Here is a 20,624-nt window from a genome sequence, read left to right as displayed (position 1 = left end):
GAGAGGCAGATGGTAGCTCAACACTCGGCGAAAACCCAGATGCAGAGCGGCGGCGACACCGCTAAGGTGTCGCCGCCGTAGTCAGCTGAGGTCGCTGGCCAGCTGACTGGCCAGCCGCGCGGCAAGGCCGTAGATCGACAGCTGCGGGTTGGCGCCGATACTGGTCGGGAACAGCGAACCGTCGATGATCGACAGGTTTTCCAGTTGGTGATGGCGCCCGGCGCTGTCCACCACCGCCCGAGTAGGGTCCTCGCCCATGGCACAGCCGCCCATGACGTGGGCGCTCGCCAGCCGGACGTCGTGCAGACGGTAGCTCAGGCTGGCGACCTGTTCCTGATAGTCGGCCCAGCTGGTACTCAGATGGCCGTGGGCGTGGCTCGGCATCACCGCTCTGGCACCGGCGGCGAACTGGATTTCACCCATGCTGAGGAAGGCGCGGCGCAGACCGTCCCAGAGATAGTCTGTGATCGGATAGTCGAGCACCGGGTCGCCGTTGTCGCGCAGTGCCACGGTGCCGCCCTGGCTCTGTTCGTGGAAACCGTCGCGCAGCAGCGCCAGCAGGATGTTGCTCTGTGGCAGCGACGCCATGCGGTGCAAATGCTGCATGCCAAAGCCGCCCATCAGGGTGGAGGTCAGGCTCGGCTGCATCGGCGGCACTTCCAGCTTGTAGCCGACCGGGCCGGTGGTGCCTTGATCCCACTGAAAGTGGTCTGAGTAAATTGACTGTGGCGCACCATAGTAGCCGTGGATGTCGCGGTCGTACTGGGCCAGGGTCAGGTTGACCGGATGCAGGAAGGTGCGTTTGCCGACCCGGTCGTGCGGATCCGGCGCCTTCGAGCGCAGCAGCAGCGCTGGATTGTTAATGCCGCCACCGGACAGCACGATGTGGCGGCCGCGCAGGCGCAGACGCTGACCTGCGGGCTTGCTCAGGGTGGCGTCCATTGCCCGGCATTCCACCTCGCTGATGCGGTCGCCATCAAACACCAGGCGCTCGGCGCGAGCGCTGTGTACCAGCACCGCACCTTTCTCCAGGGCCGCGGGCAGGGTGGTGACCAGCATCGACTGCTTGGCGTTGGTCGGACAGCCGGTGCCGCAGTAGCCGAGGTTCCAGCAGCCACGAACGTTGCGCGGAATCACTTTCCAGTGGTAGCCGAGCTTTTCGCAACCCAGGCGGATCACGTCGTTGTTTGCATTCGGCGGGACTGCCCAGGGTGCAACGCCGAGGCGTTCTTCCATGCGGGCAAACCAGGGCGCCATGCTGGCGCTGTCCAGCCCCTTGACGTCGTGCGCCTCGGCCCAGTGGGCCAGGGTCTGGTCCGGGGTGCGGAAGCTGCTGGTCCAGTTGACGGTGGTGGTGCCACCGACGGTGCGGCCCTGCAGGATGCCAATACCGGCATCGGCGGTCGCTCGGGCGGCACCTTCCTGATACAGCTCGGCGTAGGCCTTGCCTTCGTCATTTTTGAAGTCGCTGGAGGTTTTCAGCGAGCCTTCTTCCACCAGCAGCACACGCAGGCCGGCGTTGGCCAGAATTTCCGCGCTGGTGCCGCCACCGGCGCCGGTGCCGATGATCACGACGTCGGCTTCAAGGGTCGTTTCCTGGTCGAGGGCGCTGGCGTCTATGACCTGCCAGCCGCGCTCAATTCCCTGCAAAAATAGATCGGGTACGGGCATGGTAATTCCCTGCAATCGAAATCAGATGATGGGCGGACCGGGGTAGCCAACGGCGGCCCAGGACTGAGGCGTGGCGTACCAGGCCATGTGCAGCAGTTGCAGCAGGCTCTTGTGGCCTTTGCGCAGCATATCGAAGCGGCTGTCGCGCCAGCGCAGCAGGAAGGCCTCAAGCTGGGCCGGACTGGCCTTGGCCAGATCGCCCCAAATGCCGGTCAGCGGGCCGCGAGTCAGTGGCATCGAGAGCATGCCCAACAGGTTCAAGACCTCGCTCTGAACGAAGGGCGAGCTGTAATGCAGGGAATGGTCAAGCTGGGCGATGGCCAGTTCGATGGCGTTGCTGTTTTCGCTAAAGGCCGGGTGCGGGCCGACTGCGGCTGGAAACAACGCCGCGAGCAGGGGCAAGTCGGATTCGCGCAGTACGGCCAGGTTGCTGGCCGGTCCGGCAGAGCTGCAGCCGCTCAGGGTGGCGGTCAGGCCAGCGGTGCTGAGCATCACACTGGCACCGAGGCCGAGCTTGAGCAGGCTGCGCCGGTCGAGGTCGGGTGAATTGTTGTCTGACATGATCAGTCTTCTTCCTGTTGCCGGCAGGGTGGGCCTGCCGGGTGGCATCGGCGCACGTTTAGCGCAGGAACAGCTTGTACACCAGCTTCAGCAGCTTGCCGCCGTAGGGCGGGTAGATCGGCTTGGCGCCGTTGTAACGCTGCTTGATGTACACGCCCTTGGCTTTGCTCATGGTGAGAAAACCTTCGTGGCCGTGGTAGTGGCCCATGCCGGAATCTCCGACACCGCCAAACGGCAGGTCATCCTGGGCAACGTGGAACACGGCATCGTTGACGCACATGCCGCCAGCGTGGGTCTGCTCCATCAGGCGCTGCTGCTCGGCTTTGTCATAACCGAAATAGTACAGGGCGAGCGGGCGCGGGCGGTCGGCGATGTAGTCGAGCGCGGCGTCCAGTTGGTCGTAGGGCAGAATCGGCAGCAGCGGCCCGAAGATCTCCTCCTGCATCACCTTCATCTCGTCACTGACATCGAGCAGTACCGTGGGCGCAATGATGCGGGTGCCGGTCAGATCCTCGTTGGCCGGGTTGACCGGCAGAACGCGGGCGCCTTTTTCCTGCGCGTCGCTGAGGTAGCTCTGCAGGCGCTGGTACTGACGCGGATTGACCACCTGGGTGTAGTCGGCATTGTTGAGCAGGCTCGGATACATCGCGGTGAACTGATGATGCAGTGCCTCGGCCAAGGCCTCGACCCGGTCGCGTGGACAGAGAATGTAGTCGGGGGCGACGCAGGTCTGGCCAGCATTCATCGCCTTGCCGAAGGCAATGCGTTCGGCGGCGTCGGCGAGCGGTACATCCGCTGAGATGATCGCCGGTGATTTGCCACCCAGCTCCAGGGTGATCGGGGTCAGGTTGTCGGCGGCTGCACGCATCACGTGGCGCCCGATGCTGGTGGCACCAGTGAACAGCAGATGATCGAATGGCAGTTTCGAGAAGGCGACCCCAACATCGGCTTCGCCCGTGACGACGGCGACCTGCTCTTCGGGGAAGATCTCGCTCAGCATTTGCTCCAGCACCTCGGCCGTGCGCGGTGTGGATTCGCTCATCTTGATCATCGCCCGGTTACCGGCAGACAGCGCTGTGACCAGCGGGCCAATGGCGAGAAACAGTGGGTAGTTCCAGGGCACTATGATGCCGATGACGCCGAGCGGCTGATAGACCACTTGGGCCTTGGCTGGCTGGAAGGCCAGGCCAACCTTGCGCTTTGATGGTTTCATCCAGCGGCGTACGCGCTTGCTGGCGTAGTGAATGCCTTCCAGTGAGGGCATGATTTCCGCCAGGCGGGTTTCGTCTGCAGAGCGGCGGCCGAAGTCCTCGTTGATGGCGGTGATGAGGGCCTCCTGATGTTTCAGGATGGCCTGCTTGAGCGCTTTCAGGTGCTCAATGCGGTCGTCAGCCGAGGGTATGGGCGCCTTGCGAAAAGCGGCGCGTTGCGCCTCGAACAGCTTCTGCATGCTGCTGATGGACTGCTGTTGCTCTTGCAGATAAGCAATATCGGCTACCATGGGGCCTCCGTGGACTGACCGGTGGTTTTCACCACTGTTGTTGTTTTCTGACTGCCGGTGGAGTGGTGACTCCCGCCAGCAAGTGGTCTGGGATGTAATTTTTAGAGTAATTGCTCTAAAGTGTCAAATATTCAGCAAACGAAGCCGATCTATTGCCATGAAAACCCGCGACCGTATTCTTGAAGCCAGCCTGCAGCTGTTTAACGAGCAGGGCGAGCGCGCTGTTACTACCAATCACATCGCCGCTCATCTGGGGATGTCGCCGGGCAACCTCTATTACCACTTCCGCAACAAGCAGCAGATCATTGCCGAGCTGTTTGATCACTACGAGCGCGAGCTGGAAGACAGTCTGGCGCTGCCGGCCGACCGCGGGCTCGATCTGGATGACAAGGCGCGCTACGTCGAGAGTCTGAGTGAGTCGCTGTGGCGTTACCGCTTCCTGCAGCGCGACCTTGAGCATCTGCTGGCCAGCGACGCGCAGGTGGCCGAGCGTTACCGCCTGTTCTCGCGGCGGGCACTGCAGGCGGTTGAGGGGATATTTCAGGGCACCATCGACGCCGGCATTCTCGACGCCCGCTACGCCAACGCCGAGGTGCTGGCGCTGAATAGCTGGCTGCTGATGAACAGCTGGACCAATTTCCTCTGCACCACGGTGTTGACCGATCCGCAAGTTCAGCTGACTCCGCAGATGCAGCGTCGGGCGGTCTATCAGGTGCTGGCGCAGGAACTGGGTCTGTTGAGCGATGCGGCCCGCCCGCGGGTTGAGGCGATGCTGCGGGACTACTACACCGAGTTGCCGGACGCCTGAAGCTGTTGCTGCAGCCAGTCGGGAATGCGCCGCTCGAGGTAGTAGCGCGGTAGCCACGGCGAGCCTTCGATAAAGCCGACGTGACCACCGCCCTGATGCAGTTCAAATTCGGTGCGCGACCCCAGCTCGCTCAGCTGCGGCAAGCTGCGCGGATAGACGAAGGGGTCGTTGGCCGCCTGAATCAGCAGGCAAGGCACCTGAATGGCACCGAGGAAGTAGCGACTGCTGCAACGCCGGTAGTAGTCGTCGGCGCTGGCAAAGCCATGCAGCGGTGCGGTGACCCGGCCGTCGAAGTCCCAGAAGGTATCCATCCCGTCCAGTGAGCCCAGCGCATCCAGTCGGGCGTGTTCGCTGTGCCAGCCCTGATGGCTGAACAGCCGCTTCTTGTTGCTGACGTAGGCCAGCATGTCGCGCATGAAGCGGCTCTGGTAGACGCGGGAAAAGCCGACGCTGATGCGGTCGGCGCATTCATCCAGCCGAAACGGCACCGACACCGCGACCGCAGCCTGCAGCGGGCAGGCGTCCGCGCACTCGCCCAAATACTTCAGCAGCACGTTGCCACCGAGGGAGAAGCCGGCGGCAGCGAGCGTGCGGCCGGGGTAGCGCAACAACACATGATTGACCACCTCGGCCAGGTCGTCGCTGGCGCCTGAATGGTAGGCACGGGCGCTGTGGTTGGGCTCACCCGAGCAGCCGCGCCAGTTGACCGCGACGCTACGCCAGCCGAGTTTGGCCAGCTGTTGTTGCTGGCCGAGGATGTACAGCGAGCTGGAGCTGCCGGTCAGCCCGTGCAGCAGAATCACGCAGGGTTGCTCGTAATGGTCCGGGCCAAACCAGTCGAGATCGAGAAAGTCGCCGTCGGCCAGCGTCAGCCGTTCGCGCTCACGCTCGAGCTGCGGTGGGCGCCGCAGCAGCGGGCTGAACAGGGTCTGCAGATGACCGCCGGGCAGCCAGCGCGAGGGCCGGAAGCTGCTCAATCCTGCCGATGCCACAGGCTGTACCAGACCTGACCGGCGCGCTTCTCGCGGTGCAGCTGCCAGTTGTCGGGCAGTGCCAGCTGACTTGGCGGTTGTTCGCTTTCGATGTAGATCTGCGCTTCGTCGGCCAGCCACTGGTTGGCTTCCAGTGCCGCGCAGGCCGGTTCCAGCAAGCCCTGATGGAACGGCGGGTCGAGAAACACCAGATCAAAGCGCCGTGGCGGCGTGCTGGCCAGCAGTGACAGGCCGTCCTGCTGGACTACCTCGGCACGGTCGCAGTTCAGCGTTTGCAGATGGCCGCGCAGGGTATGCACGACGTCACGACTGAGGTCGCCGGCCAGTGCACTGGCGGCCCCGCGCGACAGCGCTTCCAGGGTCAGCGCGCCGCTGCCGGTGAAGGGGTCCAGGCAATGCGCGCCGGGCACGTCGCTGCTCAGCCAGTTGAACAGGGTTTCGCGCACTCGGTCCGGGGTCGGACGCAGGCCCGGCTGTTCGGTAAAGGTGAAGCGGCGGCTGCGCCACTCGCCAGCGATGATACGCAGCTGGCTGACTCTGGCCTTGGCCTGGTTGGACTTCATGCGCTGGGCTCCTGCTCTGCCGCCGCGCTCGGCTGGTCGGCATCGTCGTCTGATTCTGCGGGTGGTTGCGGTGGCCCTACGGTGATCACCACGCGCTCGCTGTCGGGCAGGTGGCGGGCAAAGGCGTCGCGGATGTCATCCACCGTCAATGCCTGCACGCGGTCGAGGAACAGCTGCATGTAATTAAGCGGCAGATGATAGAAGCCAATCGCTGCCAGTTGCGCAACGATGGCCGAATTGCTTGCGGTGCTGAGTGGGAACTCGCCGAGCAACTGCTGCTTGGCACGGCTCAGTTCGGCCTCGGTCGGGCCCTCGCTGATGAAGCGGTCGAGGGTCTGGTTGACCACCATCAGTGCCTGCTCGGCCTGATCGCTGCGGGTCTGCAGTGAGATCACGAACGGGCCGGGCGCCTGCATCGCGCTGAAGTGGCTGCTGACGCTGTAGGACAGGCCGCGCTTCTCGCGCACCTCTTCAACCAGGCGTGAGCCAAAGCCACTGCCACCGAGGATCTGGTTGCCGAGGTAGAGCGCGGCGTAGTCCGGGTCATCCTTGCTCATGCCCTGCTGGGCGACCAGTACGTGGGTCTGGCTGCTGGCAAAGTCGATATGCTGGCTGCTAGCGGTGATTTTTTCCGCTGGCGGCGTTGGCTCGGCAGCAGGTCCTTGCGGCATTGCATCGGCCAGATGCTGGGCCAACTGCTCGGCGCGGGCACGGTCGATGTCGCCGACCAATGCGATCACTGCGTTGCCGGCGCTGTAGTAGGTCTGCTGGAAGCGCTGCAGATCGTCACGGCTGATGGCCTTGAGGCTGTCTTCGGTACCATCCGGCGGGATGCCGTAGGGGTGGTCGGGATAGAGTGTACTCCACAGCGCCTCGCTGGCCTGCGCACCGGGACGCTGACGGGCGTAGCGCAGGCCAGCGAGCAGTTGCTCGCGGATGCGCTCCAATGAGTTGGCCGGGAAGCTCGGCTTGGCCAGAATCTGCGCAAACAGCGACAGTGCCGGCTCCAGCTTGTCGGCAGCGGTCAGGGTGCGCAGGCTGATCAGGCCCATATCACGGTGCGAGCTGTTGCTGAATTGGGCACCGAGACGCTCGAAGCCCGAGGCGATGTCTCCGGCATCCAGGCTGCCGGTGCCTTCGTTGAGCATGGCGTTGGTGAACATGGCCAGCCCGGGCAGCTCACCGTCGCGGCTGGCGCCAGCGGCGTAGAGCAGTTGAATGTCGAGCATCGGCAGCTCGCCGGCGTGCATGAAGTACACCGGTGTGCCTTGTCGGGTCTGCCAGTGCTGCAGATCCAGCCCGCGGCGCGCCGGCGGTGTATCCAGATCCAGTTCCTCCAGTGAGCTGAGTGCCGGCAAAGGTGAGCCGAAGACCTCACTGGCGGTGTCAGCCGCTGTTGCAGTCGTCGCTTGGGCAACGGCAGGCGCGTCAACGGCTTGCGGGTTGTCAGGGGTGCGCTCCACTAGCAGGAACAGCATCACGCCGAGGGCAGCCAGTGCGATCAGCCAGCGCAGGACGGAAAAGGGTTTGCTCTGGCTCATGGCTGCTGCTCCTCGCGGGCATTGGGCAGGTTGTAGCTACGGGTCATGCGCTCGCGTACCAGATAGCGACGGGCAACCTCGCTGATCTGTTCCGGGGTAACCGCTTGCAGCGCATCGATATCGTTGTCGACCAGCTCCCAGGGCAGGCCGACGGTCACCAGTTCGCCGATGCGGTTGGCCTGCTGCATGATGTTGTCCTGGGCATAGACCAGCCCGGCCACCACCTGTGCCTGCACGCGGGCCAGCTCTTCTGCGCTTGGCGGCGTCTGTTTGATCGCGTCAATCTCTTTCCAGATGGCGGCTTCCAGTTTCGGCAGGTCGGTATTGCGTGCCTCATTGGGGATGCCGCTGAAGACGAACAGGCTGTCGCCGCGGGTAAAGGCGTCGTAACTGGTGCCGACCGAGGTGGCGATGGCGTCGCCGCGCTCCAGGTGGCTTGGCAGGCGGGCGCTGTAGCCGCCGTCCAGCACGGCATCGAGCAGGCGCAGGGCGTGGGCTTCCCACGGCTCGCTGACGGTATTGAGTGACGGTACGTTGAAGCCGAGCAGCAGGCTCGGCAGCTGCAGGTCCAGATGCTGGGTCAGGCTGCGCTCCCCGGGTGCCGCCAGCTCCAGCGGCTTGCGTACCACCGGCAGGGTGCCGGCCGGGACGGCGCCGAAGTAGCGCTCGACCAGTGGCTTGACTGTTTCCGGGTAGACGTCGCCAACAATCACCAGGGTGGCGTTGCCCGGCACGTAGTGGGCCTTGTACCAGGCGCGCAGGTCTTCGATCTGCATGCGGTTGAGGTCGTGCATCCAGCCGATCACTGGCTGGGCGGAGGGGCTGGCGGTGTAGGCCTGGGCCAGAAAGCGTTCGTAGGCAAGCCCGTTCGGGTTGTCGTCTACCCGCATGCGGCGCTCTTCCTTGATGACCTCGATTTCCTTCAGGAATTCGTCCTTGGGCAGGGTCAGCAGGTGCATGCGCTCGGCTTCCATCTCCAGCGCTACCGGTAGCTGATCGCGGCTGAGCATCTGGTAATAGGCGGTGTAGTCGCGGTTGGTCATGGCGTTTTCGCTGGCGCCAAGACTGCTCAGCAGACGCGAGGCCTGGCCGGGTTCAAGGTGTTCGCTGCCCTTGAACATCATGTGTTCCAGTGCATGCGACAGGCCGGTCTGCCCCGGTGGCTCGTCGACTCCGCCGACCTTGTACCAGACCTGCGAGACCACCACCGGCGCGCGGTGATCCTCGCGGATAATGACGTTCAGCCCATTGTCGAGGGTGTAACTGTGGGTAGGTTGCCGACTTTCGGCCATGGCCGTCGGCGCGAGCAGTGGAAGCAACAGCAGGAGAGTACGCAAGCGCAACATGCAGGTGTCCTGTTATACAGCGCGGTAATCGTGTGACCCTGCATGCAGACTGGTGTACTGCCTGCCGCTGAGTCATACCGCCGTTGGCGGAAGTGGGGTAGGATAACCCAACCTTCAATACGGCGAAGCATTCGCCGTCGAACTCAGATAGTGACTCTTCATGTTTGGTTCCAAAGACAAACCGCAAAACCCCGATGCCCAGAATACTACCAAGCCGGAAAAGAAAGGCTTGTTCGGTTGGGCACGGCGCCGGGAAGAGCCGGCACCGAGTGAGCCGCAGGCCGATGCTCCAGCCCCGCTCAGTGGTGACCTGAATACCGTCGAGGGCCGTGAAGCAGCGGCCCGTGAGGCGGCTGCCTCGCTGTTTTCCGAACTGGGCCAGAAGGCGCCGGTCGAGGAAACCCCGGAACCGGTCGCCGAGCCGGAGGCCAAGGGCTTCTTCGCGCGCATGCGCCAGGGCCTGTCCAAGACCAGCGTCAACCTCGGCGAGGGTATGGCCAACCTGTTCCTCGGCGAAAAGGAAATCGACGACGAACTGCTCGAAGACATGGAAACCCGGCTGCTGATGGCCGACGTCGGCATTGAAGCCACCACCATGATCATGGAAACCCTGCAGCAACGGGTCACCCGCCGTCAGGTGTCCAGCCGCAAGGCGCTTTACCGTGCCCTGCAGGATGAGCTGGAAGCGCTGCTGGCGCATGTGGCCAAGCCGCTGGAAATCGACAGCAGCAAGAAGCCCTATGTGATTCTGGTGGTCGGCGTAAATGGCGTCGGCAAGACCACCACCATCGGCAAGCTGGCCAAGCGGCTGCAGAGCGAAGGCAAGCAGGTGATGCTGGCCGCCGGCGATACCTTCCGCGCTGCCGCGGTTGAGCAACTGCAGGTTTGGGGCGAGCGCAACCAGATCGGCGTGATTGCCCAGCACACCGGTGCTGACTCCGCCTCGGTGATCTTTGACGGCCTGCAGGCCGCCAAGGCCCGTGGCGCCGACGTGCTGATCGCCGACACCGCCGGCCGTCTGCACAACAAGGACCACCTGATGGACGAGCTGGCCAAGGTCAAGCGCGTCATGGCCAAGCTGGATGCCGATGCGCCCCATGAAGTGATGCTGGTGCTCGACGCCGGCACCGGCCAGAACGCCATTTCCCAGACCAAGCTGTTCGATCAGGCGGTTGGCCTGACCGGTCTGACCCTGACCAAGCTGGACGGCACCGCCAAGGGCGGGGTGATCTTTGCCCTGGCCAAGCAGTTTGGTCTGCCGATTCGCTTCATCGGTGTGGGCGAGCAGATCGACGACTTGCGCCCCTTCACCGCACCCGACTTCGTTGCCGCGTTGTTTGGACAGAAGCCATAAATGATTCGCTTCGAGCAGGTCAGCAAACGCTACCCTAACGGACATCAGGGGCTGGACAAGCTCAGCTTCCACATCCGGACCGGCGAGATGGTGTTTATTACCGGCCACTCTGGCGCCGGCAAGAGCACCCTGCTCAAGCTGATCATGTGCATGGAGCGCCCCAGCAGCGGCGCCGTGCACGTCGGTGGTCAGAACCTGCGTGATCTGGGCAGTGACGACATTCCCTACCTGCGCCGCCAGATCGGCGTGGTGTTTCAGAACCACCAGTTGCTGTTCGACCGTACGGTATTCGACAACGTCGCTCTGCCGTTGATCATCAACGGCACCCCGGCCGACGAAGTAGGGCGCCGGGTGCGCGCCGCGCTCGACAAGGTTGGCCTGCTGAGCAAGGAAAACAGCTACCCGATCGCGCTGTCCGGCGGTGAGCAGCAGCGGGTCGGTATCGCCCGTGCGGTGGTGCACAAGCCGGCGCTGCTGCTGGCGGACGAGCCGACCGGTAACCTTGACCCGGAACTGTCGGCGGAAATCATGGCGCTGTTTGAAGACTTCAATCGGGTCGGCGTGACCGTGATCATCGCCAGCCATGACCTGCCGCTGATTGCCCGCCTGCATCACCGCACCCTGACGCTGGATCAAGGCCATCTGCTGGCCGATGGAGAGTCCTGATGAGCAGCGCCAAGCAACCCCAGCCCGGCCGCCGCAAGACACCCAGTGGGGCGGCGCGCTCCCAGCGCGACTGGCGTCACCCGCTGCGCAGCTGGTTCGGCAGCCACCGTGACAGCGCCCGTCAGGCGCTGGTGCGGGTGCGTCACTATCCGTTCAGCAGCGCCATGACGGTGCTGGTAATGACCATCGCCCTGGCGTTGCCGATGGGCCTTTCGGTGCTGATTGGTCAGGTTAAGCAGCTGGGGGTGAACTGGCAGGAAGCAGCGCAGATCTCCGTGTATCTGGCGGATGACGTCAGCGCCGAGAAACAGCAGAGCCTGACCGAGCAGATCGGTCAGTTGGCGGGTGTGGCGCAGGCGCAACTGCTCGACAAGGATCTGGCGCTGGCCGAATTCCAGCAGCACGCGGGCATGGGCGATGCGCTGCTGCAGCTTGACTACAACCCGTTGCCCAGCGTGATTGTGGTCACTCCGTTGAGTATTGACGGCGGCGCCGCGGCGCTGGAGCCACTGCGTGACCGCCTTGCCGCCATTGACGGCGTTGAACAGGTGCAGATTGATCTGCTCTGGGTTGAGCGGCTGGCCGCGATTCTGGCGATGTTTGAGCGTTTTGCCGGTGGCCTTGGCGTCTTGCTGATCATCGCCCTGCTGCTGGTTATGGCCAACACCATCCGGCTGGCTATCGAAAGCCGCCGTGAAGAGATTCTGGTGATCAAGCTGGTGGGCGGCACCGATGCCTTCGTGCGTCGCCCGTTCCTCTATATTGGCGTGCTTTATGGCCTACTCGCCGGAGTGCTGGCCTGGGTGCTGCTGGCGCTTGGCCTAGCCTGGCTGAATGTTACCGTCGAACGCGTGGCATCGCTTTATCAGAGCGATTTCGCCCTGTTCGGCATGCCCTGGAGTGACGGCCTGGCGCTGGTGTTCGGCTCTATGGTGCTGGGGCTGGCCGGCGCCTGGCTGGCGGTTGGGCAGCATGTAAGGGCTATTGAGCCGCAATAAGGCGGCGACAAGCCGCAAGCCTCAAGCGAAAACCGCGAGGCGTTTAATGGCGAGTTTGTCCGTCGAGCGCGGTGTGGCAGTAAACGCCGGGATAACCCGTTTACAGGCCGCCCGCCGGAAGCATCCTGGTTACGCTTGCCGCCACGCTGAACTTTAGGTTACGTTCACAGTCTTATTTTGCGGTGATACACTCAGCCGTTCTTATTTGGGGAGTTCGAACATGAGCACTGCATTGCAGCCTGTTCATACCTTGGCTCCGGGAGCCAATCTCGAAGCCTACATTCAAAGCGTCAGCGCCATTCCGATTCTCAGTGTAGATGAGGAGCGGGTGCTGACCGATCGCCTGTACTATCACGAAGATCTGGAAGCTGCACGTCAGCTGGTCATGTCTCACCTGCGTTTTGTCGTGCACATCGCTCGCAGCTACTCCGGTTACGGTCTGGCTCAGTCTGATCTGGTGCAGGAAGGCAACGTTGGGTTGATGAAGGCGGTCAAACGTTTCAATCCGGAGATGGGCGTGCGCCTGGTCTCCTTTGCCGTGCACTGGATTCGCGCCGAGATCCACGAGTTCATCCTGCGCAACTGGCGTATCGTCAAGGTGGCGACCACCAAGGCCCAGCGCAAGTTGTTCTTCAACCTGCGCAGCGCCAAGAAGAAGCTGTCTTGGCTGTCACAGGATGAAGTGGAGGCAGTAGCGGCTGATCTGGGCGTTGCCGAGCGCGAAGTCCGTGAGATGGAGAGCCGTCTGTACGGCCAGGATCTGGGCTTTGATGGCGCGCAGGACGATGACGACGATGCGGCCTACGCCCCGGTGCATTATCTGGAAGACAAGCGCTACGACCCGGCTACCCAGCTGGAGTCGGCTGACTGGTCTGATAGTGCCAGCACCAGTTTGCTGACCGGTCTGGAGGCGCTGGACGAGCGCAGCCGCGATATTCTTTACCAGCGCTGGTTGGCCGAAGAGAAGGCCACGCTGCACGAGCTGGCAGCGAAGTATCAGGTGTCGGCCGAGCGTATCCGTCAGCTGGAAAAGAACGCCATGAACAAGCTGAAGAAGAACCTTGAAACCGAGGTTGAAGTCTGACGCTTGCTGCATTGAACAAGGGGCATCCGCAGGATGCCCTTTTTGTTTGTCCGGAATAAACATAAAACCAAGGAGTAACGCATGACGCGCCGTCAGGGTGTGCGATTGGCCACACTGTTCACCGTGGTGATTCTCGCCTTCTATGCATTTGGCTATTGGCAGTCTCGGCCCGAGGCTCCCGAACCGATGCAATGGCAGGAGCGTTATCAGGCCAATCTGCTGACGCCGCTGCACGAGCAGCAGCTGACCCTTGGTGATGCGGGAGCGGTGCTGGGGCATGGCACCCTCTGGATGATCAGCTCTGAAGGTGAGCCGTTGCTGGTCAGCCGCTATACGATGGAAAGCGATGACTTGAGCTGGCGCGTGCAGGCGGTGATCAGCCTGACACCCGAGCAGACCGAGAGTCTGGTCCAGGCCCAGGCCTGGCAACCGGAGCTGCCGGATCAGCCGATCAACTCGGCAGTCGGTGATGCCCTGAAAGACCGCAAGATCGTGCGCCTGAGCCTGATCCCCAACGAGCCGATGTCGCTGGCGCAGGTGCAGGGCACCTTCGGCAACCCGGATCTGCGTTTGCCAGTCAGCGAAGGGGAAGCCTGGGTTTATCCGAAGGTGGGCGCGGTGGTTGCTGTTGGTGAAGAGCAGGCGCATTCGATCATGTTTGGTCTGCGCGACGACCTTGAGCAGTAGTGTGGGTGCTTAAGCGTCCATCTGCGGCGTTGCGCTTCTGCTTGCCAGATCGTTCGCGGAAGGTGTGAGGCAGGCTCGGCGAGCGGTCTCAACGAGTCGTCTCAAATATCCAGTCGATTGCGCCAGTAGCGCACGGTCAGCCAGTTCGGCAACGGCTTGCCTGCTTCCAGCCGATCCAGATAGTGGCGCCCGCCCAACTGTCTGCTCTGGCGCTGAATCCAGTTGGCGCGGCGCAGGGCGTGGGGCGGCGGGCTGGCCGCGTCCCAGTTGAGCGGGCTGGGCAGCACCGCAGCCAGTTGCGCGGCCTGCTGGCTGGACAGATAGCTGGCGCCGATTCCAAAGTGGTGGCGTGACGCGGCTTCTACGCCGTAGACGCCCTTGTCCCACTCGGCGATATTCAGGTACATCTCCAGAATCCGCTGTTTGGGCCAGAGCAGTTCAATGCCGGCGGTAAACCAGACCTCCAGCCCCTTGCGCAGATAGCTGCGGCCTGACCAGAGGAACAGGTTCTTCGCTACCTGCTGGCTGATGGTGCTGGCGCCGCGCAGATTGCCGCCCTGCATGTTATGTTCGACGGCGGCGCGAATGGCCTTGAGGTCAAAGCCGTAGTGGTCGGCAAAGCGCTGGTCTTCTGCGGCGATCACCGCCATTTTCATGCTGTCGGGGATCTGCTCGTACGGTCGCCATTGATACTGGCGGCGGTAGTCGGCGTCGTCACGCTGGCTGATCCAGCGTTCGACCATCAGCATCGAGCCTGGCGCAGGCACCCAGCGTAACACCAGCACGGGCAGCAGGCTGAGCAGGGCGACAATCAGGAGCCACTTGGCGGTCTTGCGCAATATGAGTTTGAACATGGGAGTCCGGCCAGTGATTTGGTCCGGAGTATAAACCGAGGGGGCAAAGCATGGCCAAATGGCTGCTGTTACTGGCATCACTGAGTGGTTTCACCGGCGTAGCACTGGGCGCGTTTGCTGCCCACGGGCTGCGCGGCAAACTGTCCGAGAACATGCTGAATGTATTTCAGACCGGCGTGAGCTATCAGCTGTGGCACACCATGGCGCTGATTGGGGTGGCGCTGCTGCTGCTTCGCAGCCCGGACAGCACTTTGCTCAAAGCCACTGGTGTGCTCTTTGCGCTGGGTATCGTGCTGTTTTCCGGCAGTCTCTATCTGCTGACGCTCAGCGGCATCGGCAAGCTGGGCATGATTACTCCGCTCGGCGGCGTGCTCTGGCTGGTGGCCTGGCTGTGTCTGGGGCTAGCGGTCTGGCGCACGCTCTGATCCGCCGTGGTCAGCGGGTGGCAAAGGGCGTTATCATAGCGCCCTTGTCGCCGGTCAACATTGACCGCGCTGAGCTGCCCTATTATCTCCATCCGTCGTTGCCGAGCCGCCCATGCATATTCATTTGAACGGTGAGCCCTATCACCTCGACCAGCCGCTTACCCTGACTGAGCTGATCGCCCGTCTGGGGCTGACCGGCAAGCGTCTGGCGGTTGAGCTGAACCTCGATATCGTGCCGCGTAGTCAGCACGCCGAAACCCGTCTGGCCGAAGGGGATCGGGTGGAGATCGTGCATGCCATCGGTGGCGGCTAACCCAACCCTTCGCTGGAGAACCTGATGACTGATATGACCCAGGATGCGCTGGAAATCGCTGGCGTTCGCTACCGTTCACGTCTGCTGGTCGGCACTGGCAAGTACAAGGACCTGGACGAGACCGGCCGCGCGATCGAAGCCTCGGGCGCCGAGATCGTGACCGTTGCCATTCGCCGCACCAACATCGGCCAGAATCCGGACGAGCCCAACCTGCTGGATGTTGTACCGCCGGATCGCTACACCATCCTGCCGAACACCGCTGGTTGCTATACCGCTGAAGAGGCGGTGCGCACCTGCCGGCTGGCCCGTGAGCTGCTTGATGGCCACAAGCTGGTCAAGTTGGAAGTGCTGGCCGACCAGAAGACCCTGTTCCCGAACGTGGTGGAAACCCTCAAGGCGGCCGAGGTGCTGATCAAGGACGGCTTCGACGTCATGGTCTACACCAGCGATGACCCGATCATCGCCCGCGAGCTGGCGGCCATGGGCTGCGTTGCGGTCATGCCGCTGGCCGGCCTGATCGGCTCCGGCATGGGCATCTGCAACCCCTGGAACCTGCGCATCATTCTGGAAGAAGCCACCGTGCCGGTGCTGGTGGATGCTGGGGTTGGTACCGCCTCCGACGCGACCATCGCGATGGAGCTGGGCTGCGCCGGTGTGCTGATGAACAGTGCGATTGCCCACGCCGATCAGCCGGTGCTGATGGCTCAGGCCATGCACCACGCTGTGGTGGCCGGTCGCGCTGCCTATCTGGCTGGTCGCATGCCGCGCAAGCTGTACGCCTCGGCCTCATCGCCGCTGGACGGCACCCTGCGCTGAGCAGGCTATCCTTCTGTCAGGCGCCCCGCGGGGCGCCGTCTCATTCGAATCATTACCGAGCTGCCCATGTCTGATACTCCTGAACTGCCCGAAAGCGCAGACACCCCGAACCCCGATAGCCCTCCGCGTCGTGCCATTCGCAGTTTCGTCATGCGTGCCGGCCGCATGACCGAAGGTCAGCAGAAGGGGATTGATCAGGGCTGGCCGCGTTTCGGCCTGACACTGGACCAGGGCATGCTCGATCTGGATGCCCTGTTTGGTCGCAGTGCGCCGCGCACGCTGGAGATCGGCTTTGGCATGGGCCACTCGCTGCTGGAAATGGCAGCGGCCGCGCCCGAGCAGGATTTTATTGGTATTGAGGTGCACCGCCCTGGCGTCGGAGCGCTGCTCAACGGTCTGCTGACCAGCGGCCTGAGCAACGTGCGGGTATTTGATTGCGATGCGATCGAAGTGCTCAACCGCTGCATTCCGGACGGCAGCCTGGATCGTCTGTTGCTGTTCTTCCCGGACCCCTGGCACAAGAAGAAGCACAACAAGCGCCGCATTGTGCAGCCGGCCTTTGCCGAGCAGGTGCGTCGCAAGCTGAAAGTTGGGGGCGTGTTCCACATGGCCACCGACTGGGAGCACTACGCCGAGCACATGCTTGAAGTGATGAGTGCCGCCCCCGGTTATCGTAACCAGGCCGGTGATGCCGGTTACGTACCGCGCCCGGAAGAGCGCCCGGTGACCAAGTTCGAGCGGCGCGGAGAGCGTCTGGGCCACGGCGTCTGGGATCTCAAGTTCGAGCGGGTCGACTGAGCCCACGGTTGCCCGCGACCTTCGCCTGACTGGGTCCCCGCCTGCGCGGGGATGACGAGGAGTGGGCAGGCCTGGTGCTATAACGGCAGCCTTATGCGTTGCCCGGGATGGCCCGCTCGACCTTCCCGGTGGAGGCGATGTATACGCACGTTTGGCGACGCTTCCGCATCAAGCGGTTTCGTGGCACCTATGTCAGGCGCCCCAGCCGTCATTCCCGCGCCGGCGGGAATCCAGCTGCACCGGGCAGGGGGCAGCGTCTTACCGCCGCACCCACAGCTCAACCCGCCCATTGCGTCGCGCACCACTTTCCCCGCCTGCCGAGCCCACCGGCATGTAGTGCCCATACCCCACATAGCCTTGCACTTGCACATCCATTTCCCGCAGGGCCTTGGCCGCAGACAGGGCTCGCAACTCAGAGATCATTTGCGCGCGCAGCTCGTGGTTCTGCTGGTCAGCAAAACCGATCAGCATCAGGTCTCGGCCGGTTCTGCCGGTGTCGGCGAGGTATTGCTGGACGCGCTGCAGGTCGCGCAGGGCCTTGTTATCCAGCTGGGTGTGTCCCTCGGCAAAGCGCAGGTTCACCGACAGGCGCTGGTAGTGCTGGGTCAGCCGCTTGAAGGTATCGGGCACACTGGCATCCGGCGGCAGATCGACTGCAAAGGGCGTCTGCGAGAAGAATCCGGACTCGGCCACAATCGCCTGCCCGGCCTGGCTCTGAACATATTCGATGAACTGCTGGGCCAGCGGCTTGCCGGTGTCTGCGGCGGTATACAGGTATAGCCGACGGGCCAGCGGATAGTCTTCGGTGGCGACCGACAGCTTGCTTGGCTTGAGCGCCGGTGCAGTGCCGTCGGCAATCGCCACCAGCTTGCTGTTACCGGCCGAGGCAAAACCGGCAAAGCCGATGCCGGAGGGATCGCTGCTCACATCGCTCGACAAGGCATCGTTTGACTCGTAACGGCGTGCGCTCGAGGTCAGGCTGTAGCGGCCGGCCAGTACCAGCTCCTTGAAGGTATCCCAGGTGCCCGACTGTTCGTCGCGGGCATAGATATGAATCGGTCGATCCGGGCCACCAACGGCTGCCCAGTTGCTAATTTCGCCAGCAAAAATGCGCGCTAGGGTATCGATGTCCAGCCGCTCAACCGGGTTGGACGGGTGTACCAGAATCGCCAGTCCGTCAATCGCAATCACGTGTTCACTGGCGGGGCTAGTCATGTCGGCGCGCGCCGACATGGCGGCGCTTTCGCTGTCCTTGACCCGTCGTGAAGCGGCCCAGATGTCCGCCTGGTTGGCTGCCAGTGCGGTAAACCCGGTGCTGGAGCCGTGCGCTGCGACCAGCACCGTCAGTGGCTTGCCGTCATGGGTGGTGGACAGAATCGTCTCGTTGGCTACCCCGGTCGGCTGGGCGCTGACGGTATTGCCGGTCAACTGCTGCAGAAAACCGGTCATCAGCATCGGCGCCAGAGCCGCGCCGATGGTATTGGAGCCGTGAATCTCCAGTGCGTGGGCGCTGACCAGACCGGGCAGCAGGGCAAGCGAGAGCCACAGGTGGTGAAGACGGCGACGAACCGAGTGCATGATGGACCTCATTCATCTGACAGCGGGGTGCAGGGCTGCCAGAGTGCGACAGACAGATGACACTCAGGTTACGATCAACCAGTTGCCGGCTCGACCTGTCGAATACGTCACAGCGCACGGCTGGGTTGGTTGCTCAGTCCATGTCCAGCACGGACCGGTTACGGCCGTCATTTTTGGCGCGATAGAGCGCCTGGTCCGCGCGTTTGAGCAGGCTTTGCTCGGTATCAGTCGAGCTGAGCATGGCAACGCCAATGCTGACGGTGACCAAGATAGTGTGGCCTGCGTGCTGAATTGGAGTGGCAGCTACGCTGAGGCGTAGGCGCTCAGCGAGAACCATAGCGCCTTCTGCCTCACAGTCTGGTAGCAATACCACGAACTCCTCGCCGCCGTAGCGGCAGATACGGTCCGAACTGCGTACGCTATTTCGCGCCCGTTCCACAAACTCACGCAGGACTGCATCTCCGGCGTCGTGGCCGTAGTTGTCGTTGACGCGTTTGAAGTGGTCCAGGTCGATCAGCAGTACTGAGATGGCTGCCGCGCTACGCCGGGCTCTGGCGTATTCTGCGCTCAGTAGCTCAAACAGGTAGCGGCGGTTATAGGCGCCGGTAAGCGGGTCGGTGCTGGCCTGCGCGGTTAGCTGCTTGTTGGCGACCATCAGTTCCTGTGTGCGCTGGGCAACCTTGAGCTCCAGCTCAGCGTTGGCCTGCGCCAGGTCGTTGAACAGCCGCCGACGTTCGACAAAGGCTTGCACCATGCCTGCAACCCACGGGCGCCAGAGCGGCGGCACCTCGGGAGGATCGGGCGGAGTATTATCCGCGGTTTTGGCTACGTATTCGGCCACACTGATGGTTGGCGCTACAAACCTGCGCCAAAGGACGATGTTGGCCAGTGCGCCGCCAATCACCAGGATTAGCGCTAGCAGCAGCTGTGGCATGAACGACGCGACTACCCTTTCGGTGATCGCGTTGCGTGGCAGGAGAAAAAGCACAGTCCAGTGGGGGTTATTCAACTGGTCCACCAGCATCAGATTGTCATGCTGGACTGAGCCGCCGAGCTGCTTTACCCCGTCTGGCGTGTCCGACAACATGGGCAGCAGCGTGCTCAGTGACGTGATCTCGGAATGGCTTTGGATGGTTTGGTCGCGCCTCGCCAGCACCTGGTCGTAGGCGTTGGCGACCAGCAGCGTGCCATCCTGATCGGGGAAGTTGCGTAGTTCCTCATGTAGGAAGTTGAGCAGTACATCGACTGCGACGACCCCAACGAAATCATCACCCCAGTAGACCGGCTGCGCATGGGAGACCATCAGGCCAGCACCGACCTGATCCAGGTAGGCGGGAGTCCAGAACGCCTGGCGCTGTGGGTTGTTGGCAGGCAGGGCCATTCTGGTAAGGTCGTAATTCTGCCATGAGCTGTGCAGAAAGGTCGGGATATCGGGCGATTCGCCCAGCATCTCAGCACTGGATGCCCACGGAGTCAGCGCTAGTAAGTCCTCACTGGCGGAAAAGAAATAGGTCCAGCGCAGAAAGGGCGAGGTGGCCTGGCTACTGCCCATGCGGTCGAGCAACGATATCGCCAGGTCCAGATGCGACACACCGTGAGAGGCGTCTACCTGCTGCACTGAATTCAAGCCAATTAGCTGCCCCAAGCGCTCCTGCGCCGGCAGATTGCCACGCTGATCTAGGGTGAACGTGCCCTGCTCGGACTGCCGGATGGCCTGCTCCACCGAACGGCGCAATCCGGCACTGCCCGGATAGGGTGCGTGCTGGGGGAACGTGTTTGCCCAGCTCACAGCCTGCGAGACGGTGTCGTTGGCGGCCTTGATCATGGCCTGCAGGCGTATGGCCGTTTCGTCTACCCGCTGTTGGGCGATGGCTATTTCGACGGCTTCCTCCTGCTTCCAGCCGACCCAGACTGTCAGGCCAACGATGCTCAGAAATATGAACGACCCCAGCAGCATCAGGGTTCGGTAGTAACGAGAGAGGCGGTGTATCGGGGAGCGTGCCAAGCGTGTTCTTATCCTTTTCGGGGGGGCGCACCTTATGGATAGAGTAGTCCAGCCCGCTCGCTT

20 protein-coding genes are annotated in these 20,624 nt (G+C 62.9%); 10 read left to right on the top strand and 10 right to left on the bottom strand.

The features are described from left to right. Positions 1 to 81: 81 nt before the first annotated feature. The 3 genes from C1949_RS00725 to C1949_RS00715 are packed head-to-tail and all read right to left on the bottom strand — an operon-like array spanning position 82 to position 3,733. Positions 82 to 1,671: a GMC family oxidoreductase gene (locus tag C1949_RS00725; RefSeq protein WP_104736556.1), complete on the bottom strand. Its 1,590-nt coding sequence runs from the start codon at positions 1,669 to 1,671 to the stop codon at positions 82 to 84. A gap of 21 nt (positions 1,672 to 1,692) precedes the next feature. Then, positions 1,693 to 2,232 (bottom strand): twin-arginine translocation pathway signal protein, encoded by a 540-nt coding sequence (locus C1949_RS00720; RefSeq protein ID WP_229744322.1) that lies wholly within the window; start codon positions 2,230 to 2,232, stop codon positions 1,693 to 1,695. Between the two features lie 58 nt (positions 2,233 to 2,290). Then, a complete protein-coding gene (locus C1949_RS00715) occupies positions 2,291 to 3,733 on the bottom strand; it encodes a coniferyl aldehyde dehydrogenase (RefSeq protein ID WP_104736555.1) in 1,443 nt (480 codons plus the stop codon). A 157-nt stretch (positions 3,734 to 3,890) separates the two neighbouring features. Between C1949_RS00715 and C1949_RS00710 the strand changes: the two genes are divergently transcribed. Next, positions 3,891 to 4,541: a TetR/AcrR family transcriptional regulator gene (locus C1949_RS00710; protein ID WP_104736554.1), complete on the top strand. Its 651-nt coding sequence runs from the start codon at positions 3,891 to 3,893 to the stop codon at positions 4,539 to 4,541. Here C1949_RS00710 and C1949_RS00705 read toward each other — a convergent pair. Genes C1949_RS00705 through C1949_RS00690 form a run of 4 tightly spaced genes read right to left on the bottom strand, consistent with a single transcriptional unit; the run spans position 4,517 to position 8,983 of the window. After that, a complete protein-coding gene (locus C1949_RS00705; RefSeq protein ID WP_229744323.1) occupies positions 4,517 to 5,533 on the bottom strand; it encodes a hydrolase in 1,017 nt (338 codons plus the stop codon). The two genes, C1949_RS00710 and C1949_RS00705, sit on opposite strands and share 25 nt — an antisense overlap. Beyond that, positions 5,515 to 6,096 (bottom strand): 16S rRNA (guanine(966)-N(2))-methyltransferase RsmD, encoded by a 582-nt coding sequence (rsmD, locus tag C1949_RS00700; RefSeq protein WP_104736552.1) that lies wholly within the window; start codon positions 6,094 to 6,096, stop codon positions 5,515 to 5,517. The genes C1949_RS00705 and rsmD overlap by 19 nt, the downstream gene beginning before the upstream one ends. Continuing rightward, complete coding sequence (locus tag C1949_RS00695) at positions 6,093 to 7,637, bottom strand: M16 family metallopeptidase (RefSeq protein ID WP_104736551.1); 1,545 nt, start codon at positions 7,635 to 7,637, stop codon at positions 6,093 to 6,095. The genes rsmD and C1949_RS00695 overlap by 4 nt, the downstream gene beginning before the upstream one ends. After that, positions 7,634 to 8,983 (bottom strand): M16 family metallopeptidase, encoded by a 1,350-nt coding sequence (locus C1949_RS00690; protein WP_104736550.1) that lies wholly within the window; start codon positions 8,981 to 8,983, stop codon positions 7,634 to 7,636. The genes C1949_RS00695 and C1949_RS00690 overlap by 4 nt, the downstream gene beginning before the upstream one ends. Positions 8,984 to 9,143: 160 nt before the next feature. Here C1949_RS00690 and ftsY point away from each other — a divergent pair, with 160 nt between their 5' ends. The 5 genes from ftsY to C1949_RS00665 all read left to right on the top strand — a co-directional run bounded on the left by ftsY (position 9,144) and on the right by C1949_RS00665 (position 13,772). Continuing rightward, the gene (ftsY, locus tag C1949_RS00685; protein WP_104736549.1) at positions 9,144 to 10,337 is read left to right on the top strand and encodes a signal recognition particle-docking protein FtsY; all 1,194 of its coding nucleotides are present in this window, start codon (positions 9,144 to 9,146) and stop codon (positions 10,335 to 10,337) included. Then, positions 10,338 to 11,003: a cell division ATP-binding protein FtsE gene (gene ftsE, locus C1949_RS00680; protein ID WP_104736548.1), complete on the top strand. Its 666-nt coding sequence runs from the start codon at positions 10,338 to 10,340 to the stop codon at positions 11,001 to 11,003. After that, positions 11,003 to 12,001 carry a permease-like cell division protein FtsX gene (gene ftsX / locus C1949_RS00675; protein WP_104736547.1) on the top strand — a complete coding sequence of 333 codons (999 nt, stop codon included), beginning with the start codon at positions 11,003 to 11,005 and terminating at the stop codon, positions 11,999 to 12,001. The genes ftsE and ftsX overlap by 1 nt, the downstream gene beginning before the upstream one ends. Positions 12,002 to 12,221: 220 nt before the next feature. Further along, positions 12,222 to 13,085 (top strand): RNA polymerase sigma factor RpoH, encoded by an 864-nt coding sequence (gene rpoH / locus C1949_RS00670; protein WP_104736546.1) that lies wholly within the window; start codon positions 12,222 to 12,224, stop codon positions 13,083 to 13,085. A gap of 81 nt (positions 13,086 to 13,166) precedes the next feature. Continuing rightward, a complete protein-coding gene (locus C1949_RS00665; RefSeq protein WP_104736545.1) occupies positions 13,167 to 13,772 on the top strand; it encodes a hypothetical protein in 606 nt (201 codons plus the stop codon). 101 nt (positions 13,773 to 13,873) lie between these two features. On the opposite strand, the gene mtgA is transcribed toward C1949_RS00665, so the two are convergent. Beyond that, the gene (gene mtgA / locus C1949_RS00660; protein ID WP_104736544.1) at positions 13,874 to 14,626 is read right to left on the bottom strand and encodes a monofunctional biosynthetic peptidoglycan transglycosylase; all 753 of its coding nucleotides are present in this window, start codon (positions 14,624 to 14,626) and stop codon (positions 13,874 to 13,876) included. Between the two features lie 50 nt (positions 14,627 to 14,676). Between mtgA and C1949_RS00655 the strand changes: the two genes are divergently transcribed. The 4 genes from C1949_RS00655 to trmB all read left to right on the top strand — a co-directional run bounded on the left by C1949_RS00655 (position 14,677) and on the right by trmB (position 16,978). Further along, positions 14,677 to 15,051, top strand: coding sequence for a DUF423 domain-containing protein (locus tag C1949_RS00655; protein WP_088276021.1), 375 nt, complete (start codon positions 14,677 to 14,679; stop codon positions 15,049 to 15,051). Between the two features lie 112 nt (positions 15,052 to 15,163). Next, a complete protein-coding gene (thiS, locus tag C1949_RS00650; RefSeq protein ID WP_104736543.1) occupies positions 15,164 to 15,364 on the top strand; it encodes a sulfur carrier protein ThiS in 201 nt (66 codons plus the stop codon). A gap of 24 nt (positions 15,365 to 15,388) precedes the next feature. After that, positions 15,389 to 16,180, top strand: coding sequence for a thiazole synthase (locus C1949_RS00645; protein WP_188656492.1), 792 nt, complete (start codon positions 15,389 to 15,391; stop codon positions 16,178 to 16,180). A gap of 66 nt (positions 16,181 to 16,246) precedes the next feature. After that, the gene (gene trmB, locus C1949_RS00640; protein WP_104736542.1) at positions 16,247 to 16,978 is read left to right on the top strand and encodes a tRNA (guanosine(46)-N7)-methyltransferase TrmB; all 732 of its coding nucleotides are present in this window, start codon (positions 16,247 to 16,249) and stop codon (positions 16,976 to 16,978) included. 258 nt (positions 16,979 to 17,236) lie between these two features. On the opposite strand, the gene C1949_RS00635 is transcribed toward trmB, so the two are convergent. Both C1949_RS00635 and C1949_RS00630 read right to left on the bottom strand, forming a co-directional pair. Next, entirely contained in the window at positions 17,237 to 18,556 is a 1,320-nt protein-coding gene (locus C1949_RS00635; RefSeq protein WP_211287026.1) for a substrate-binding domain-containing protein, read from the bottom strand. A gap of 133 nt (positions 18,557 to 18,689) precedes the next feature. Next, a complete protein-coding gene (locus C1949_RS00630; RefSeq protein ID WP_146040277.1) occupies positions 18,690 to 20,561 on the bottom strand; it encodes a sensor domain-containing diguanylate cyclase in 1,872 nt (623 codons plus the stop codon). Positions 20,562 to 20,624: the final 63 nt, after the last annotated feature.

The sequence above is a fragment of the Halopseudomonas oceani genome (assembly GCF_002903165.1).
GTDB classification, from domain to species: Bacteria; Pseudomonadota; Gammaproteobacteria; order Pseudomonadales; family Pseudomonadaceae; genus Halopseudomonas; species Halopseudomonas oceani.
The sequence above is the reverse complement of the archived record's forward strand: the minus strand, read 5'-3'. Positions and strand labels throughout refer to the sequence as shown.